Annotated in this window: 15 protein-coding genes; 8 read left to right on the forward strand and 7 right to left on the reverse strand. The window is 60.6% G+C overall.

Going from position 1 to position 16,971, the window contains the following annotated elements:
* The first annotated feature begins 234 nt into the window (after window positions 1-234).
* The gene (locus ACSEXW_RS20960; RefSeq protein WP_438448253.1) at window positions 235-1,020 is read left to right on the forward strand and encodes a class I SAM-dependent methyltransferase; all 786 of its coding nucleotides are present in this window, start codon (window positions 235-237) and stop codon (window positions 1,018-1,020) included.
* Window positions 1,021-1,058: 38 nt separating this feature from the next.
* Here ACSEXW_RS20960 and ACSEXW_RS20965 read toward each other — a convergent pair whose 3' ends face one another.
* Window positions 1,059-1,430, reverse strand: coding sequence for a hypothetical protein (locus ACSEXW_RS20965; protein WP_438448130.1), 372 nt, complete (start codon window positions 1,428-1,430; stop codon window positions 1,059-1,061).
* A gap of 405 nt (window positions 1,431-1,835) precedes the next feature.
* Here ACSEXW_RS20965 and ACSEXW_RS20970 point away from each other — a divergent pair, with 405 nt between their 5' ends.
* Entirely contained in the window at window positions 1,836-6,344 is a 4,509-nt protein-coding gene (locus ACSEXW_RS20970) for an S-layer homology domain-containing protein (protein WP_438448131.1), read from the forward strand.
* Window positions 6,345-6,421: 77 nt separating this feature from the next.
* Here the strand turns inward: ACSEXW_RS20970 and ACSEXW_RS20975 are convergent, their stop codons facing one another.
* A complete protein-coding gene (locus ACSEXW_RS20975; protein WP_438448132.1) occupies window positions 6,422-7,717 on the reverse strand; it encodes an aminotransferase class I/II-fold pyridoxal phosphate-dependent enzyme in 1,296 nt (431 codons plus the stop codon).
* 205 nt (window positions 7,718-7,922) lie between these two features.
* On the opposite strand from ACSEXW_RS20975, the gene kduI reads away from it, so the two are divergent.
* From kduI to ACSEXW_RS20990, 3 genes are all read left to right on the forward strand, one after another.
* A complete protein-coding gene (gene kduI, locus ACSEXW_RS20980; RefSeq protein ID WP_438448254.1) occupies window positions 7,923-8,756 on the forward strand; it encodes a 5-dehydro-4-deoxy-D-glucuronate isomerase in 834 nt (277 codons plus the stop codon).
* Window positions 8,757-8,879: 123 nt separating this feature from the next.
* Window positions 8,880-9,872, forward strand: coding sequence for an aldose 1-epimerase (locus ACSEXW_RS20985; protein WP_438448133.1), 993 nt, complete (start codon window positions 8,880-8,882; stop codon window positions 9,870-9,872).
* A gap of 85 nt (window positions 9,873-9,957) precedes the next feature.
* Window positions 9,958-10,170 (forward strand): DUF5316 family protein, encoded by a 213-nt coding sequence (locus tag ACSEXW_RS20990; RefSeq protein ID WP_438448134.1) that lies wholly within the window; start codon window positions 9,958-9,960, stop codon window positions 10,168-10,170.
* Window positions 10,171-10,266: 96 nt separating this feature from the next.
* On the opposite strand, the gene ACSEXW_RS20995 is transcribed toward ACSEXW_RS20990, so the two are convergent.
* From ACSEXW_RS20995 to ACSEXW_RS21010, 4 genes are read right to left on the reverse strand one after another with little or no spacing between them, the layout of a single operon-like run.
* The gene (locus ACSEXW_RS20995; RefSeq protein WP_438448135.1) at window positions 10,267-11,112 is read right to left on the reverse strand and encodes an ABC transporter permease subunit; all 846 of its coding nucleotides are present in this window, start codon (window positions 11,110-11,112) and stop codon (window positions 10,267-10,269) included.
* Window positions 11,109-12,098 (reverse strand): ABC transporter ATP-binding protein, encoded by a 990-nt coding sequence (locus ACSEXW_RS21000; RefSeq protein ID WP_438448136.1) that lies wholly within the window; start codon window positions 12,096-12,098, stop codon window positions 11,109-11,111. Before ACSEXW_RS21000 ends, ACSEXW_RS20995 begins: the two co-directional genes overlap by 4 nt.
* The gene (locus tag ACSEXW_RS21005) at window positions 12,095-13,219 is read right to left on the reverse strand and encodes a hypothetical protein (RefSeq protein WP_438448137.1); all 1,125 of its coding nucleotides are present in this window, start codon (window positions 13,217-13,219) and stop codon (window positions 12,095-12,097) included. The genes ACSEXW_RS21000 and ACSEXW_RS21005 overlap by 4 nt, the downstream gene beginning before the upstream one ends.
* The gene (locus tag ACSEXW_RS21010) at window positions 13,176-13,745 is read right to left on the reverse strand and encodes a sigma-70 family RNA polymerase sigma factor (RefSeq protein ID WP_438448138.1); all 570 of its coding nucleotides are present in this window, start codon (window positions 13,743-13,745) and stop codon (window positions 13,176-13,178) included. Before ACSEXW_RS21010 ends, ACSEXW_RS21005 begins: the two co-directional genes overlap by 44 nt.
* A gap of 171 nt (window positions 13,746-13,916) precedes the next feature.
* Here ACSEXW_RS21010 and ACSEXW_RS21015 point away from each other — a divergent pair, with 171 nt between their 5' ends.
* The 3 genes from ACSEXW_RS21015 (at window position 13,917) to ACSEXW_RS21025 (ending at window position 15,301) form a co-directional block, all read left to right on the forward strand.
* Window positions 13,917-14,273 (forward strand): class I SAM-dependent methyltransferase, encoded by a 357-nt coding sequence (locus tag ACSEXW_RS21015; protein WP_438448139.1) that lies wholly within the window; start codon window positions 13,917-13,919, stop codon window positions 14,271-14,273.
* Window positions 14,270-14,575, forward strand: coding sequence for a hypothetical protein (locus ACSEXW_RS21020; RefSeq protein ID WP_438448140.1), 306 nt, complete (start codon window positions 14,270-14,272; stop codon window positions 14,573-14,575). The genes ACSEXW_RS21015 and ACSEXW_RS21020 overlap by 4 nt, the downstream gene beginning before the upstream one ends.
* A 102-nt stretch (window positions 14,576-14,677) precedes the next feature.
* On the forward strand, window positions 14,678-15,301 hold the full coding sequence (locus ACSEXW_RS21025) for a pyridoxamine 5'-phosphate oxidase family protein (protein WP_438448141.1): 624 nt from the start codon (window positions 14,678-14,680) through the stop codon (window positions 15,299-15,301).
* A 21-nt stretch (window positions 15,302-15,322) separates the two neighbouring features.
* Here the strand turns inward: ACSEXW_RS21025 and ACSEXW_RS21030 are convergent, their stop codons facing one another.
* Window positions 15,323-16,957, reverse strand: a complete 1,635-nt coding sequence (locus tag ACSEXW_RS21030; RefSeq protein ID WP_438448142.1) for a response regulator — start codon at window positions 16,955-16,957, stop codon at window positions 15,323-15,325.
* Between the last annotated feature and the right edge of the window lie 14 nt (window positions 16,958-16,971).

Genomic DNA, 16,971 nt, shown 5'->3' on the forward strand with positions numbered 1-16,971 from the left:
TCTTGACCTTCTCCACGTCCTTGAATTCTGGCTGGGCCAGCATCTTGGTGGCGACGGCGGGGAGGATCCGGTCTTCCTTGTCGTCGTCCACCACGCCCTCGAACACCTTCAGCAGGGGCCATTTTACTTTTGTGCCGAAAATCGCTAGAGTAGGGGAAGCGGAATAGCATGGATTCGGGGAGTGATTGGCATATGGAACAGCAGAAGGAATTGGAGCAGGCGGGAGCAGGACAGATGGGGCACAGCAGCACCAATGAGCGGGCTTGGAACAGCGGGCCGTACCAGGCTTGGGTGTCCCGGTATGGGGAGCCGCCGGAAGCGGCGGAGAAGGTGAAGCGGGATCCGGAGGCCCGGCTGAAGGGCTTGTACCCGTATATGGACGGGCTGCAGGGCAAGAAGGTGGCCAATCTGTTGGGATCCCACGGGAGCAAGGCCGTGGCTATGGCTCTGCTCGGGGCGGAGGCTACGGTGGTAGACATCGCCTCGGAGAATGCCCGGTATGCCCGGGAGCTGGCTGCCGCTGCCGGAGTGCCTTTGCGCTATGTGGTCTCGGACGTGCTGGAGCTTCCGCCGGAAGAGCGGACGGGCGATTATGATCTGGTGCTGATGGAGTTCGGCATCCTGCATTATTTTGTGGACCTGGCTCCCTTGATGGATGTGATCCGGGGGCTATTGAAGCCGGGAGGGCGACTTCTGCTTCAGGATTTCCACCCGGTGACGACCAAGCTGATCAGCTCCAAGGGTACGACCGCCAACATCCGCAAGCACAAGGTAACCGGCGATTACTTCGATGCGTCCATCCGGGAGGTGGACGTGGCTTACGGCAAGTTCCTGTCGGATGAGGAGCGGTCGGCGCTGCCCAAGGTGAAGCTGCGGTACTGGAACCTGGGAGAGATCGTGACCGCCGTAGCCCGCGCCGGGCTCATGATCCGCCAGCTGGTGGAGGAACCGAACCAGTCCTCGGACGTGTTCGACAAGGGCATCCCGAAGTCGTTCACGCTGGTGGCTGACAAAGTGTAAGAAGCGGAGCGGGAAGCGTTTCGCGGTTCTTCCAGCCGTTACATCTGAGGCACGAAGCCGATCAGGCTGTGGACCTTGGGATGCAGGAGAACCACGATGGGGCCGAGCAGGGAGTCCAGCTCCGTATGGAAGGTGACGGAGACCAGTTCCTTGTTCATCAGCCGGTCCCGGTTCTTGGGTGGAAGGAGCAAGGCGCCTTCATACCGAACGATGGTGACCTCTCCCGTCCTCCAATCGATCCCGGATTTGCCATCGGAGATAGCGACTAGACTTTTCCAAGCGGCTTTGAGGCATTCTTGCCTTTCTTTCTCGGTCAACTTGAGTGGCTCCAGGCCGATACCGGCAGGTCCTCGACACAGGAGAACCGCCAGCAGGATTGCAGTCCCGCCCCACAGGAGCTTACGGATCATCGCCTGCACCTCCTATCAATGGGTTGATAACCGATAGACGCAGCTTCTGCGGCAATTGTTACGGGTCTGGAACAAACAGGCATCGGAATCGAACCATTTACCACCAAATAGACGGCTGCTTCTTAAAAGCTGTCAGCGAAAGGCCGCCCCCCGCGTGCAGATGCATGTGCGGGGCGGTTTTTTTGGCATGCCGGAACTCGCATCATCTGTAAATACCTGCCCATAATGTCGGGTTAGCCGCCTTATCCCGGTGCAGCCGGTTTGTTATACTGAGCACGCGAATCCATAGATGATCCAAATCCAGGCAGAGCCCGCGGAAGGAGGAAGGCTGCACACCAAGATGTAAGGGGTTACAGCGAAAGGATATCCGGGTCCAAGGTTCGAAAGGAAAGGGGAATCTGACAAATGCCAAAGCTTAGACAGAGCATAGTATGGTTCATGGTGGTTATGATGGTGGCGGGGCTTATGCCTGCCGCATGGGGGATCCCTGCGTTGTCTGCGGCAGCGGCGGGCAGCGGCTCCGGAGCATTGGGACCGGCCGCCATCTCGGCGTATGCCCAGCCTGCACGTTATGCCGTCTCGACCAACTACAGGCTGAAGGCGAACGGAGTGGAGATCCCGGTCGTGAAGGCCTACAATGACTATGATTACGCCCACTTCTCCGCTTCGGAGGGGCCGATTACGTATGAAGTGACCATACTGAACACGGACAAGGTGCATGAGTATTCCATCAGTCCGAAGAAGCTCGGAATTACCCCCGACAGTGTAGTGGGGACCAAGCTGACCTTCACGACCCAGAAGGATGAATACCTGATCGTGATGATGAACGGCCGGACGACCCGGCTGGTCATTGCAGCGGACCCGGCGGAGACGGATGTGCCGCCCTCCTCCGGCGCCGGGGTGTTCAACATTACCGAAGTCCCATACGGTGTGGCGCCGAATGCCGGAGCTGCCGCTGCAGCGGGTGTGACGGCGGCCCTGCAGCGGGCCATCGATGACGCAAGTGCTTATGGGACGGCCCAGGGTAACGGTATACAAGGGATCGTCTATGTACCGGCCGGAGAGTATTATGCGGGGAACCTGGTGCTGAAGAGCAATATGGCCCTGTACCTGCAGCCCGGGGCCGTGCTGGTGGGTACGGGGAAGACCGCGGACTACACCGAGCACTGGTTCAAGCAGTCCATGGGCCGCCCGGCGACCTGGTGGATCTCTACGGCGTTCGACTCCGACAATATCAAGATCTACGGACGGGGCACGCTGGACGGGAACGGCAAGGCCCTCGTCGATGACAAGACCACCAACGGCAAAGGGATGATCAACAACCTGGTCGTACCGATCGCCACCTCCCGCTTCAAGATGGACGGTGTGATTGTCCGGGAGTCCTCTGCCTGGTCGGTCATGCCGGTCCGCTCCAACGATCTGGAGTTTACGAACCTGAAGCTGTTCAACAGTCTCAGCATGTCGGAGAACGATGGCATCGACATCGTGGAATCCCAGCGTGCCGTCATCCGCAATTCCATCGGCATCGCGCTGGATGACCCTTATTCCACCAAGTCCTGGAAAGAGGATACGGACATCGCCTCAGGCCGGGTGCCGTGGCCGGGCAGTCCGGAGCCGGTCCGGGATGTGGTGTTCGAGGATCTGATCTCGTGGACCGTGTGCTACGGCTATAAGATCGGGCAGGGCGTCATGCAGGATCAGGAGAACATCACCTTCCGGGATGGAGTGGTGTACAAAGCGGCTGTCGGCTTCGCGGTTCATCACAAGTACGGGGCGGGGGCAGTGCGCAACGTGCTGTTCGAGAACATGGACGTGGAGGATATCAGCGGCAAAAATGACGACAACAGCGCGTGGATGACCCTGTTTACCGTCAACAACGGCGGCAATGGGGCTGGCCCGATTACCGGCGTGACCGTGCGGAACATCACGGTGCGGGATGCCGGGGAAAGCTTCGGCAAGATCAAGGGAGTGGAGGGGGCTCTGATCACCGGCCTGACCTTCGAGAATGTCTACATGCCGGGCAGCGTACAGCCGGCTAAGACGCTGCAAGCGATGAATTTCCTGGATAAGGAGTATTACGGCGGCGTCACCATCCTGCCGGTACAGGATCCGGAGCCCCGGCCCAAGACGAATCTGGCGCTGAACCGGCCTGCGGTCATCTCCTCCAATGACGGCTCCGCCGATACGGCTCCTCTGGCGGTGGACGGCAACCTCAATACCCGCTCCGGCACCAAGCGCAACGTGGACCCGGGCTGGATCTACATGGATCTCGGCAGCGTCAAGCGGGTCAACGAGGTCCGGCTGATCTGGGAAGCGGCTTATGGCAAGAGCTATAAGATTCAGGTCTCCAACGACGCGAATCAATGGACGGATGTCTACAGCACTACTGCCGGCAAGGGCGGGACGGAGACCATCAGCATCACCGAGACCGATGCCCGGTATGTCCGGATGTATGGGACGGTGAGAGCCACCCAGTACGGCTATTCACTCTGGGAATTCGAGGTTTACGGGCCTGAGGTGCTGCCGGACCGGATTGATCTGGACCGGACGTCGCTGTCCATGCTTCCCGGAGAGACGGAGCGGCTGACGGCGAACGTGCTGCCCGAAGGAGCCACGAACCGGGGCGCTTTCTGGAGCAGCAGCAATGCAAGCGTCGCCTCCGTGGATGCTAACGGTCTGGTCACGGCCCGTGCGCTGGGCAGCGCCGTTATTACGGCCAAGACCCAGAACGGCGAATGGAAGGCAACTGCAGCCGTTACGGTGAAGGGGCTCGATACTCCGGTGATGTCGGCTCCCGGCGTTGGGGACGGCTACGCCGTACTGAACTGGAGGGCCGTGGATAAGGCGGCGGGCTATCAGATATTCAAGCGGGAGGCGGACGGCACGTACGGGGCGGCGGAAGCCACGGTGAGTGGAAGCGTCTACAGCTACAAAGCGGAAGGGCTTGCCAACGGGACACCGTATTCCTTTGTCATTCAAGCGACTCATCCGTCCGGCAGCAGCGCTCTGTCCAACGAGGTGACGGTCATCCCGCTTCCGCCTGAGCCGGGAGCGCCGGTCTTGACCGCCGCCATACCGGGCGACCGGCAGGTCTCCCTCCAATGGGAGCCGGTGGAAGGCGCATTGGGCTACCACATCTATGCGAGCGAAACCCCGAGTGTCTATGACGCGCTGCCAATAACGGTAAGCGGCTCCGTGTATACGTACCGGGCAGAAGGGCTGGCGAACGGAACTGGCTATTATTTTGCCGTACGGGCATGGAACATCGGAGGTGACGGCCCACGGTCCAATGAAATGTCTGCCACACCGAAAACGGTCCCTGCGGCACCTGTTGAGGTCCGGGCGACCGCTTCCGACGGACAGGCTGTCCTTACGTTTGCAGTACCGGCCGATAACGGGGGAAGTCCCGTAACCGGCTATGAGGCGGTATCCAGCCCGGGGCAGATCACGGCAACGGGGACCGCCAGTCCGATCACCGTGACCGGCTTGACCAACGGGGTGTCCTATACGTTTACCGTGAGGGCGGTTAACAGCGAAGGAGCGGGAGCGTATTCGGCCGCTACCGAACCGGTCACTCCGGCTGCGGCTTCCAGCGGTGGAGGCTCGGGAACAGGGACCGATAGCGAATCGAACAGCGGTCAAGGTCCTGCCGCGACTCCTTCCGGCACGCCGGTGACGAACAGACTGGAGACGGAGTGGGGCACAGAAACTCCAGGCACCTCCAACGGACGTTCGGTGAACGTGATCCGGGTGGACGCGGAGAAGCTGGAATCGAAGCTGGCGAACGTCCGGGATGGCGAGGTTCTGCCGATTTCGGCCATCACCAGAGCGGATCTGATCGTCGGAGAGCTGGACGGTGCGATGCTTCAGAGCTTGGCAGCCCAAAAAGCGGGGATCGAGCTTCAATCGATCTACGGGTCCTACACGCTTCCTGCCGAAGAGATCCGGCAGCAGGTGCTGCAAAACCTGCCCGGGGGGCAAACCGACCCGGGGGCGCTGAAGCTGCGTCTTGAGATCGGCAGGCCTTCGGATCAAGAAGTCCGTAGGGCGGAGCAAGCCGCCTCGCAAGGCGGGTACATCGTGGCGGTTCCGCCGGTTCATTTTGCCGTGAAGGCGGAAGTGAAAGGGCAGGAGGTGGAGATCTCCCGGTTCGAGGGGTATGTGGAGAGATCGATTACGCTGCCGGAGACCGTCGCACCTGAGCGGATCACCACCGGTGTGGTGGTGGAGGAGGACGGAACCATCCGCCATGTGCCGACCCGGATCACTGTGAAGGACGGCCGTTATTACGCCAGCATCAACAGCTTGACCAACAGCACGTATGCCGTGGTCTGGAATCCCGTCCGATTCCGCGATATGTCCGGGCATTGGGCCGAAAAAACGGTGAACGCCATGGGCTCCCGGCTGATTCTGAACGGGCTGGAGGACGGACGGTTCAACCCGGACCAAGCCGTCACGCGGGCGGAGTTCGCCGCTATGCTGGGCAGAGCTCTGGGCCTGAAGCCGGTACAAGATCAGGGTACCGCCCCGTATGCAGATACTCCGGCATCCGAGTGGTACGCGGGGATTCTGCGGGCTGCCGGCACCTACGGGCTGGTTAGCGGGTATGCGGACGGCACGTTCCGTCCCTCGGACACCATCACCCGGGAGCAGGCCATGGTCATGCTGTCAAGAGCCATGGAGCTGACCGGTCTGCGAGGCAAGCTTCCGAAGTCGGAGGGTACGGCACGCCTGGCATCGTATCAGGACCAGGACCAAGCCTCGGCATGGGCGCGGGAAGGGATTGAAGCGGCCCTGCAAGGGGGGATCGCCGGTGGCAAGACGGACCGGACCCTGGAGCCCCTGGACCTGCTGACCCGGGCGGAAGCGGCCGTGATGCTGGAGCGGCTCTTGCAGAAATCCGATTTGATCTGATAAAGCGAACGGCACAGATTGATTGAACAAAAAGAAACAGCCCGCTGCAGATGCAGCGGGCTGTCGTTCATATTCGCTTAGCGCTCCAGATCCTTCACGCCGGAATAGATCAGGTCGTACAGGTGCTCCACCTGATCCTCCTCGATGCAGGAGAAGGCGACGCGCAGGTCGGTCTCGCCCAAGGCGATGGTACCCACGCCGTATTGATCCAAGAGATGGAGGCGAAGCTGCTCGGCATCCACCGTCTTCAGCTTCAGACACATAAAATAGCCGGAGTTGAAGGGATAATAGTCCCAGGCCCCTGCATATTTGCCGCTGTCCAGAACTGCCTTAACCTTGTTGGCCCGGCCCTTCATGATGGCGAACTTCTCCGCACGCTGGGCGGCGAAGTCCGGGGACTGCAGCGCCTTCAGCACGAAGGTCTGGGATGGATGCGGGCCGCTGGAGATGGTGGCGCGGATGATGCCCATGGTCTTCTGCTCTAGCGCAGCCAGCACGGCCTCGTTGGGGTTGGCATAGGTGATGAAGCCGACTCGGAAGCCCCATACATACTCTTCCTTCGTCGCGCCATCCACCTTGACCGCCAGCACCCGGGGATGCAGATTGGCCAGGGCGCCGAACAGCGATTCATGCAGCGATTCCTCGAAGAAGAGGCCGAAGTAGGCATCGTCGGTGACGACGACCACGTTGATCCCCGCTTCCGCTCCAGCACGGATTGCCTCGACGATCCTGCGGCCCTCCTCGGCGCCTGGCGTGTAGCCGGTAGGGTTGTTCGGGAAGTTCAGAACGACGACGGCTTTGCCCTTGTCCTTCTGGGCCAGGATGGCTTCCTTCAAGCCTTGGTCGTTGAACCGGTTCTGTTCGTTATAGAGCGGGTAGTAGACCATCTCGGCGCCGCGGCGGATGGAGAAGGTCAGCTCGTAGTTCTCCCAGTTCTTGTCCGGGATGATGACCGCGTCGCCGGATTTCACGAACAGGTCGGCTACGATGCTGAGTCCATGAGTCAGCGCATTGGTGGCGATGGGATTGCCGAAGCTCTTTCCCTCCAAGGAAGGATTGTCGGAAATCATCTTGGCTCTCCATACGGTGCGCAGCTCCGGCTTGCCCGCGGGCGGAGCGTATTCGTACAGGTCCTTCGGTTCATAAGCGGAGAGAGTTTCCTGTAGCACCTTCAGGTGCATAGGCTTGCCGTTCTCCAGCGCAGTACCGATGGTGGCATTGTAAGTCTTAGCCTTGGCTTTCGCTTCAGCCGATTGGCTCAGAATGCCTTCCTTCGGAAAATAGATCAGCCGGCCGAGACCGGAGAGCATCTCGTGGACGTGAGGGCTGTTTTGCTGGATGGTTTCGTTCAACTTCTGGGCAAGAGGGTGCATGCAGGTCATCCTTCCTCTGATTGGTTAAACATTAGGCAATATTATACCACTTTCGCGTCAATGCGTCACTCTGTTGAAATTGTGAAAAATTGAGACGATGTGGCTTTTCGAAGGGAAATATGGTACCATATGAACGTATAAATATGTTCTTATGAACATGAATGAACGTTCATTAACCTTTTTATTAGGAGGAATTACGGACATGATGGAGATCCGCTACGGCACCCACCCGAATGACGTAAAAAACTATGACACAGACAAGCTGCGCCATGAATTCCTGATCCAGAACCTGTTCGTAGCCAACGAGCTCCGCCTGGTATACAGCCATAACGACCGCTTCATCACCGGCGGCGCGGTTCCGACCACCGGCACCGTGAAGCTGGACGCTCCCAAGAAGGACATGGGCGCGGACTTCTTCCTGGCCCGCCGCGAGCTGGGCATCATCAACATCGGCGCCAAAGGCACCGTAACCGTAGACGGAACCGTCTATGAGCTGGAGAACAAGGACTGCCTGTATGTGGGCCTCGGCGCACAAGAGGTGCTCTTCGCCAGCGCGGACGCCGCCAACCCGGCCAAGTTCTATCTGAACTCCACTCCGGCCCACAAGGAATACCCGACCGTCAAGGCCTCCCAGAAGGAAGCCAACCCGCGCCACCTGGGCTCCATCGAGACCTCCAACGAGCGCACCATCTACCAGTACATCCATGAGAAGGGCATTCAGAGCTGTCAGCTCGTTATGGGTCTGACCCAGCTGAAGCCGGGCAACATGTGGAACACCATGCCTTGTCATACCCACGAGCGCCGCATGGAAGTCTATCTGTACTTCGATATGCCGGAAACCGGCGTTGTGTTCCATATGATGGGCCAACCGCAGGAAACCCGTCACGTCATCATGCGCAACGAAGAAGCCATCATCTCCCCGAGCTGGTCCATCCACTCCGGCGTTGGCACCGCAGCTTATACCTTCATCTGGGGTATGGCCGGCGAGAACCAAGCCTTCGACGACATGGACGGCGTGCCGATGACGGAGATCCGTTAATCCGAGCCGAATTGAAGAGCCTTTCCCGACATCGGGAAGGGCTCTTTTTTGATGGTTGACATGCTTGGGGGATTTGGTATTCTTGGAGGGGAACGGAAGACTCATCGGATAAGGAGAATGTCCATGTCTGCAACACAAGCCTACATAGGCGAGTACCAAGGCGAGAAGGCTGTCTGGCTGAAGGCCGGCCGTTACGAGGCGGCGCTGGTGCCGGGAGTCGGAGGAAACCTGGTGGCTTTCCGCGATAACGTAAGCGGTTACCGGTTCTTGCGTGAGCCGGAGGAGGGCGGAATCGAGGATTTCAAGGCGTCCCCCGGCGTCTACGGCATACCGCCGCTGTATCCCCCGAACCGTTACGACGGCGGCAAGTTCCCATGGAACGGCAAGGTCTACCAGCTGCCGGTCAACGAAGCCAGTACGGGCAACCATCTGCACGGCTACGTTCACACGTCGGAATGGAGCGTGGAGGAGTTCGGAACCGGCGCTGCGGAGAGCTTCGTCACCGTCACCTTGAAGGTGGATGAAGGTCATATCGTCTACAAGTATTTGCCCTTCAAGTTCACCATGAAGCTGTGCTACACCCTGAGCGCGGAGGGGCTGTCCCAACAGCTCTATGTGAAGAACGAGGGAACGGAATCGATGCCCTGCCTGATCGCCTTCCATACGGCCATCAACGCCCCGTTCGCACCGGGCAGCACGGCGGAGGACTGCGTCCTGAAGGTAACGGTCGGAGAGCGCTGGGAGCTGGACGGCCGGATGCTGCCGACCGGACGGAAGCAGGAGCTGTCGGCGGGGGAAGCGGCCATGAAGGACGGGGGCGTGAATCCGTACTTCGCCTCTCTCGACAATCATTACACGGCCGTCCCCCAAGGAGGACGCAACCGCGCGGAGCTGACGGACACCAAGGCCGGCGTCACGCTGGTCTACGACGTGGGGACTTCCTACAAGATGTGGATGATCTGGAACAACAATGCCTGCGGCCGGTTCTTCTGCCCCGAGCCCCAGATCAATCTGGTCAATGCCCCGAACAGCAGTCTTTCGGCGGAGGAGACCGGCTTGTTCGGACTGGAGCCGGGTGAGATCTGGGAGGAGACCGCCAGGCTGTATGTGAAGTAGCGATCTGTGGTGCTGCAGCCAGCCTGCAACCTTCCCTCGTCAGGTGCGTAAGAAATGTAAACATCTGGAACAGGGGGCGGTAGCAATGGCGGAGTGGCTGCTGTATATCGGAATCGGTCTGTTGTTCATTACCGGAATTCTGACAGGCGGATTTACCACGGCGGACCAGCAGCGGGCGAACTTTTCCACGGAATCCTCGGAGGATCGTCTGCAGAAGGACAAGTGGTCCACCTGGACCGCATTGGCGAGAGTCGTATTCCTCCTCCTTGCCGCGGCATGGCACTACGGAGTAACGTAGAGCGGACGGACCGGTTCCTTCGGGACGGACGGTGAAAAAGAAAACGGCGGTCAGAGGAAATCTCTGAACCGCCGTTTTGCTGTAAGGACGTATTCGCTACAGGTCCTTCCGGCTGAAGGCCCGGAACCCCAGCAGGAGCAGAACCGCTGCGTACCCTACCGTGTACAGGAGGAAGGCATTCGAGGAGATGCTCGGCATGGAGAAGGGCCCCATGTCCGCAGTCGCCAAGTCGGCCCAATCCGCCCCGCCCAGAACCTCGTAGAGGCCTCTTCGGAAGACGGAGTCCGTAGGCAGCAGCAGCCCGGTCAGGAGGAGGAATTTCTCCAGCGCAGGAGGGCTCCCTTGATAGGCCGTAATCCCCTCGACCAGCCCACAGAAGAGGGAGAAGCCGTACAGAAGGGCGGCGAAGATCCCGGTCCCCAGCATGGGAAGATAGACGGAAGCCAGCATGGTCAGCGAGAGGAGCAGGAGCGGCATCCAGAGAAAGATGGCCAGCCCTCTCAAGAAATCCCCAGCCAGCAGGGGAAGGCCGGTCACGGCATGGACGGTCCCGGCGACGGATACGAACAGGATGGCGCTGTAGAGTGTGATCCAGACGGCATGGCCCAGCCACTTGGCCAGATAGAGCTTCCACCGGGGCAGGGGGCGGGCGGCCACCGCCAGCAGGAGACCGTTCTCCTGTTCCCCCGTTACGATCCCCATAGAGGAGAAGAGGACGAAGAAGGCCGCCAGGAATTGGGCGAAAAAGAGACCCAGCACCATCATCACCATGCTGGTGAGCAGCGATTCGGCGGGAGAAATCCGCTCCTGAGCCACCGTACCGTTCAGCTCCCGGATGCCCAGGGCGAACAGGATCAGGAAGACGAGGGTCAGGATCAGCGTGACCAGGAAGACCCGCTTGCGGGTCAGCTCCTTAAACGTAGCGGAGATGTACATGGTCATGGTGTGGCACCTCCTTGACGGGACTTGGCCATCCGCAGGAACCAGGCCTCCAGACTGTGGGGCTCGGGGCCGGATTCGTAAAGTGTCAGGCCGTTTGCGATGAATAGAGAGCATAAGTACCCGGCCTGTTCACGGTCGGATACGCGGGCGGACAGAAGGGCGTTGCCGCTCTCATCCGCTTCGGTCAGGCTCAGCTGGCCGGATAGAGCGCCGCCTGCGGCCTTATTCAGCTCCGTCCACGTGTCAGGGAGCCAGCCGCCAAGGCGGAAGCGCCAGTTGCCGCGGCCGCTTCCGCCTTCTCCGGCCATGCCGAGCAGCTTGTGAAGAGGGCCGGCGGCCAGCAGCTCTCCGCCGTACAGGAAGGCGGCCTCATCACATAGCTCCTCCACATCCTCCAACAGATGGGTGTTCAGGAATACGGTGACCCCTCTTCCGCGAAGCTGCTTCAGCAGGGTGCGGATCTCGTAGCGGCCGATAGGGTCCAGGGCGGAGGACGGTTCGTCCAGGATGACCAGCTCGGGCTCCAGGAGCAGGGCGCAGGCCAGGCCGAGGCGCTGCTGCATGCCCTTGGAGAAGCCGCCGACCCGGCGGTTCGCGGCCTCGGACAAGCCGACCAGCTCCAGGGTGTCCCGGATCCGGCTGCGGAAGGAGTCTGCCCGTGTCTCCCGCGGGCGCAAGCCTCCCAGCTGGCCGTGGAAGCGGAGCACCTCCACCGGGGTCAGCCAGTCCTGGAAGCGGAACAGCTCGGGGAGATAGCCGAGCTTGCGCCTCGCCTCCGGCCGGCCCAGAGGCTGCCCCAGCACAGTGGCCTGCCCCGAATCGGGGCGGTGGAGGCCGGCCAGCATCTTGACGAAGGTGCTCTTGCCGGCCCCGTTCGGTCCCAGCAGGCCGAAGATGCAGCCCTCCGGCACCTGCAGGGTGATGCCGCGGCAGCCGCCTCGGCCGTTGTAGGTCTTGGTCAGATCTGCCGTATCAATGATCATCATGGCCGGACCAGCTCCTCCGCAGCCCGCTGGAAGGCGGCCTCCGCGGGGAAATCCTTCAGGTCGCCCACGAGCAAGCCCATCCGGTCGCCCTCGAGCCAGAACAGAACACGATTCGTGCCTCTCACCGTCATGATGGCGTCGTGTCCGCCCAGCCGGAGACTGGTGGTGACCTCATCCTGGGCCGGTACCGGCAGGGTGCTCTGCCAATCGCCGATGGCGGCCAGCTTGGTCCGCAGGTTATCCGGCAGCACGGGCAGTCCCAGCACCGCCTCCCGGACGGCTGCTACATTGATGCCGCTCTCGACCCTCAGCTCCGGCTTGCCGAATTGGAGCAGTCTCATCATCTTGCCGGAGAAGGTTCCCTGAGCGGTCACGCCCTCCGGGACGTGCAGCCGGATAGCCTTGCCGTCGGCTTCAGCCGGCAAGGGCATGCTGCCGCCCAGACGGGTGAAGAGCCGGTTGACCGCCTTGACGTTCAGGTTCAAGGTCAGTGTGCCCGCCGGCTGATAGACGAGGATACTGGGGTTCTGCAGCTTCAGCAGGGGGGCACCCATCCGCTGCTCCGCTTCCTCCCAAGTTGTAAGGCTGATCTTCCCGCCTCCGGATTGGGTCAAGGTACCGTATTGGGCCAGCGCGAAGCTCTGGTCTCCCTCGGGGGAGCCCCGGTCCAGCAGCTCGGAGACGGTCGTCATATCATCGGCCGTCAATCCGACCTGAGCCAGGTGCTGGACCCGGAAACTGGTCTGCATGAAGGCCAGGGCCCGGTCCCCCAGAGGGGTCGTGAATAGGCCGACGATCAGGGCTGCAGCGGCAACGCCGGCGGTCAGCCTCCGAAGTCTGCGCCGGACCGGCTTTTCCGTATGCCAGCCGCCGCCTCCGTTCACGATAGGTCCGTGACTGGTTCTGGTCTGCTTCATCTCCCCTACACCATCCTTCTCGTTATGATCCGGACGTCCGTCCAGTCCGGTCTTCCATCCGCTTGCCTCCGGTCCCGGCTTCTCCTCCGCCTGCCTCCAAAACGCCGGCGCCGGCTCCCGGGCCGCCAGCCTCTCGAACCGGTCCCAAGCCCGGTCCGTATCAAATACCGGCTCCCCGCCGGTCCGTTTCGTTCCGTCCGCCATCGTTCCCGTCCTCCTCCTGCCCGTATTTCTTCTTCAACCGTTCCTCCGCCCGGGCCAGCAGCGTGCCGACAATCTTCGGGTTGACCTCCAGCCGGTGGGCGATCTCCTCGTAGCTGTACCCTTCCTCCCGAAGCAGCAGGGCGGTCCGGTCCCGGTCCGAGAGCTTCCGCAGCACCCGCCGGACCACATCCTTTTCCCACTCGCGGATGACCTCCGTTTCCCCCGAAGGGGCAGAGCTTTCCGTCCAAGCCGCCAAGCGGGCGGATTCCTTTTCCAATAGCGCCCTGCCGGACGCACGCTGCCTTATATAATCGTAGCCCACCCGGGTCAGCACCCGGTGCAGCCAAGCGCCGACGGCCTCCAGCCGGTCCGGAGGGCTGCGGTACAGCCGCAGGAACACCTCTTGGGCCAAATCCTCCGCCGCCGCATAATCGCCGGTCAATGCATAGAGCTTCCGTGCCACTCCGGGGTAATGCTCCCGGAACAAGCGCTGGAACAGCTCGGGTATCTGTGCGCCAGCCTCCATGTTGCCGCCGTCCCCCTTTCATGAATAAGACGGATGCCGGAGCGGTTTTGTAGCAGGTGCTCCAGTATTCCTTTCCTGCAATTGTTAACCTTTTGTGTCAGGAGTAACCATTTTCGGTAATGGTTCGTAATGGAACCCTAAGTCTTGAACCAATAAGAGGGGGAGATCCGGATGGTCCAATCCAAGGGATGGGAATGGGAGAAGGTCGCGAATTCAAGCCCATGGCTGAATCCAAGCGAGGACGGTGTCTATTGCGCCTATAAGTGGTCTGCGGCGGGGAGGAGGAAGGTGCTGGATTTGGGCGCCGGTCTGGGGAGGCATTCCATCTGCTTCGCCAAGCACGGCCTCCAGGTCTCCGCACTGGATCTGTCGCCCTACGCGATAGACCCTCTGAATGCGTGGGCGTCGAAGGAGAACGTCACCGTAGAGACGACGGTCGGGGATATCGCCAGGCTGCCATACGAGGATGAATCCTTCGACGCCGTTTTATTTATCATGCGATCTCGCATTCGGATACGCCGGGCGTGAAGCGGATGATCGCCGAAGTCGAACGGGTGCTGAAGCAGGGCGGAGAGCTCTATACCTCCATTTGCTCCAAGTCCTCTTGGGAGTATGTGCACTCCGGGTATCCCCGGATCGATGCGAACACCCTGCTGTGTACGGAGGATGGGCCGGAGAAGGATGTTCCACACTATTATGCGGATGTGGATGATATTCTGGAGTTGCTCCAATCGTTCACCATCGAAAAAATCCGTCATGTGGACTACTGCTACATGAACGCCAAGAAGCAGGACAGCAAGTACTACTATGTCAACGGCTATAAGAAATAGCCGGATCTTTGCAAATTGGTCCAATAAAAGACCTTGGTATTGGCTCTTTAGCTATACCAAGGTCTTTTTTATAATCAGAACAAAGGAAGGGAGAGAAGAGAGATGAGAAGAACCGAATTCAGCGTGGAAGAGCAGGCGGAGATTGAGGCGTTCCTGAAGGAGTGTTCCTTCGGGTACCTGGGCACCGTCGGGGAGGATGGCTGGCCCCATCTGACGCCGCTTAATTATGTATACCGGAACGGCCACATATACTTCCACGGCTCCCGCCGGGGGGCCAAGATGTCGGAGATCGCCGCTGCCAAGAACGTCAGCTTCGCAGTCGCCCGGGAGTACGCCATCGTGCCCTCCTACTTCTCCGATCCCCGGCAGGCCTGTCCGGCGACTGCCTTCTTCAAGTCGGTCCACATCCGGGGGACGGCGGAGCCGGTGGAGGATCTGGCGGAGAAGGCGGACGCCTTGTCCGGGCTGATGGAGAAGCTCCAGCCTGAGGGCGGCTACGCCCCGATCACACCCGACGACCCAGCCTACCGGGGAGAGCTGAAGGGCGTCTCGGTGGTCCGGATCAACGTCTCGGAGCTGACGGCCAAGTTCAAGTTCGGACAAAACATGGACGGGGAGCGCCGGGAGAAGGTGATGGAGGGGCTGCAGGCCCGGGGCCGTCCCGACGATGCGGAGACGGTGGAGCTGATGAAGAAGTACTGCCCCTACCACCAGGGGGAGGCATAATCCCATCGCTGAACCATTTCGTCACATTCCTTTGCCCAGGAGCTGGTCGCGGTATTCCTGGGGGGTGACCCCGTATTTTTCCTTGAACAGCTTGATGAAGTAGCTGGTCTTCAGATACCCCAGGCTCAAGGCGATCTCGTAGATCTTCTCGTTGGAATTGGCCAACCGGTAGGCGGCCTTCTCCATCCGGAGCCGGTAGAGATAATCGCTGATCCCCTCCCCCGTCTCGGACTTGTAGATCTTGGACAGATAGGAAGGGTTCAAGTATACGTGGGAGGCGATGGACTGCAGGGAGGCTTCTCCCAGGTGTGCCTCCACGTATTCATGGACCTGCTTGACCGTGGCGGAGCGGGCATCCCGGATCTCCCGGTGGAAGCTGGCGGTGAACTGCTCCAACACCCGGAAGGTCCAATCCCGGAGCTGCTGGATGGTATGGAATTCATGGCTGTGGGACAGCTTCCCGTACTCCTGCTCCAGGACCTGGGAGATCCACCGGTTGCTCTTGTGGATGATGCAGGCGAAGGCGCTGGCGATGGCAAAGTACGTCTCCAGGATATGCTCATGGGAGTCGGCCCAGTTCTCGTTCAGCTCTGCGAAGATGGCCTCCAGCTTGGTGCGGACCTGATCCCACTGGCCGGCCTCCAACAAATGCAGCAGGGTCGGAGGCTCGTACAGCCGTCCCAAGGACCGGGCCTTCCCCGGACCGGGAGCCTCGGGGCAGGTCAGGAGCAGCTCCCGCTCCCCGCCGATCTGCTGCCGGAAGGCTTGGAGCGCCCGCCCGTAGAGGGCGTTCACCTCCGCCAGCTCCGGGACCCAGGGGCTCTGCAGCACGGAGATGGTTCCTTTCAGATACAGCTTGGTGTAGTGCTGCAGCAAGGCAGCCATCTGTTCGGCCTGGCGCTCGTAATCCGGCGTCAGGCTGTTTTCTTGTTCCGCCTTGGGCGTCAGCAACAGCACCAAATAATCGTGGATGTCCCGGCAGTGGAGGAGCTGGAATCCCGTACCGAAGATCTCCGCCGCCATATTGAAGATGGCGTACTCGAATAAGGAAAGGCTTTCGGGATCGAACTGCTCGAAGTGATCCTCCATGCGGACCAGCAGCAGGCAGCAGGGGCGGTTCACTGCCAGAGGCAGACCCAAGAGTCCGATCCGCTGCTCCAGCTGGGAGGCGGAGAGCCGCCGGCCGCTCAGGAGATCGCGGAGCAGATGCTCCTTCAGGATCGGCATATTCTCCCGGACGGACTGCTCCAGGCGCTTCTTCGAGCTGATCTCCATCCAGTCGGACTGGAGGCTCGAGATGGCCCGCTGGACCGCATCCAGCAGATCCTCGTCGGATACGGGCTTCAAGAGATAATCGGTGGTCCGGTTCTGGATCGCCTTCTTGGCGTATTCGAAATCGGAGTAGCCCGAGACCAGGATGGTCTTGATCAGCTTGTGATGCTTCCGGATCTCCTCGATCAGCTCGATGCCGGACATGCCCGGCATGCGGATGTCCGTAATGACGATGTCGATAGGATGGGTCCGGAGCAGCTCCAGCGCTTCATATGCGGTATAAGCCGTATGGACCGTGCCGATTCCCAGCGTGCCCCAGGGGAGCATGGCGCTCAGGTCATCGGCCAGGTAGGCTTGGTCGTCGACAACTAGCAATTGATACATATAGGGGTACCTGC

The organism is Oryzibacillus soli (assembly GCF_051594765.1).
In the GTDB taxonomy this organism is placed as follows: domain Bacteria; phylum Bacillota; class Bacilli; order Paenibacillales; family NBRC-103111; genus Paenibacillus_AR.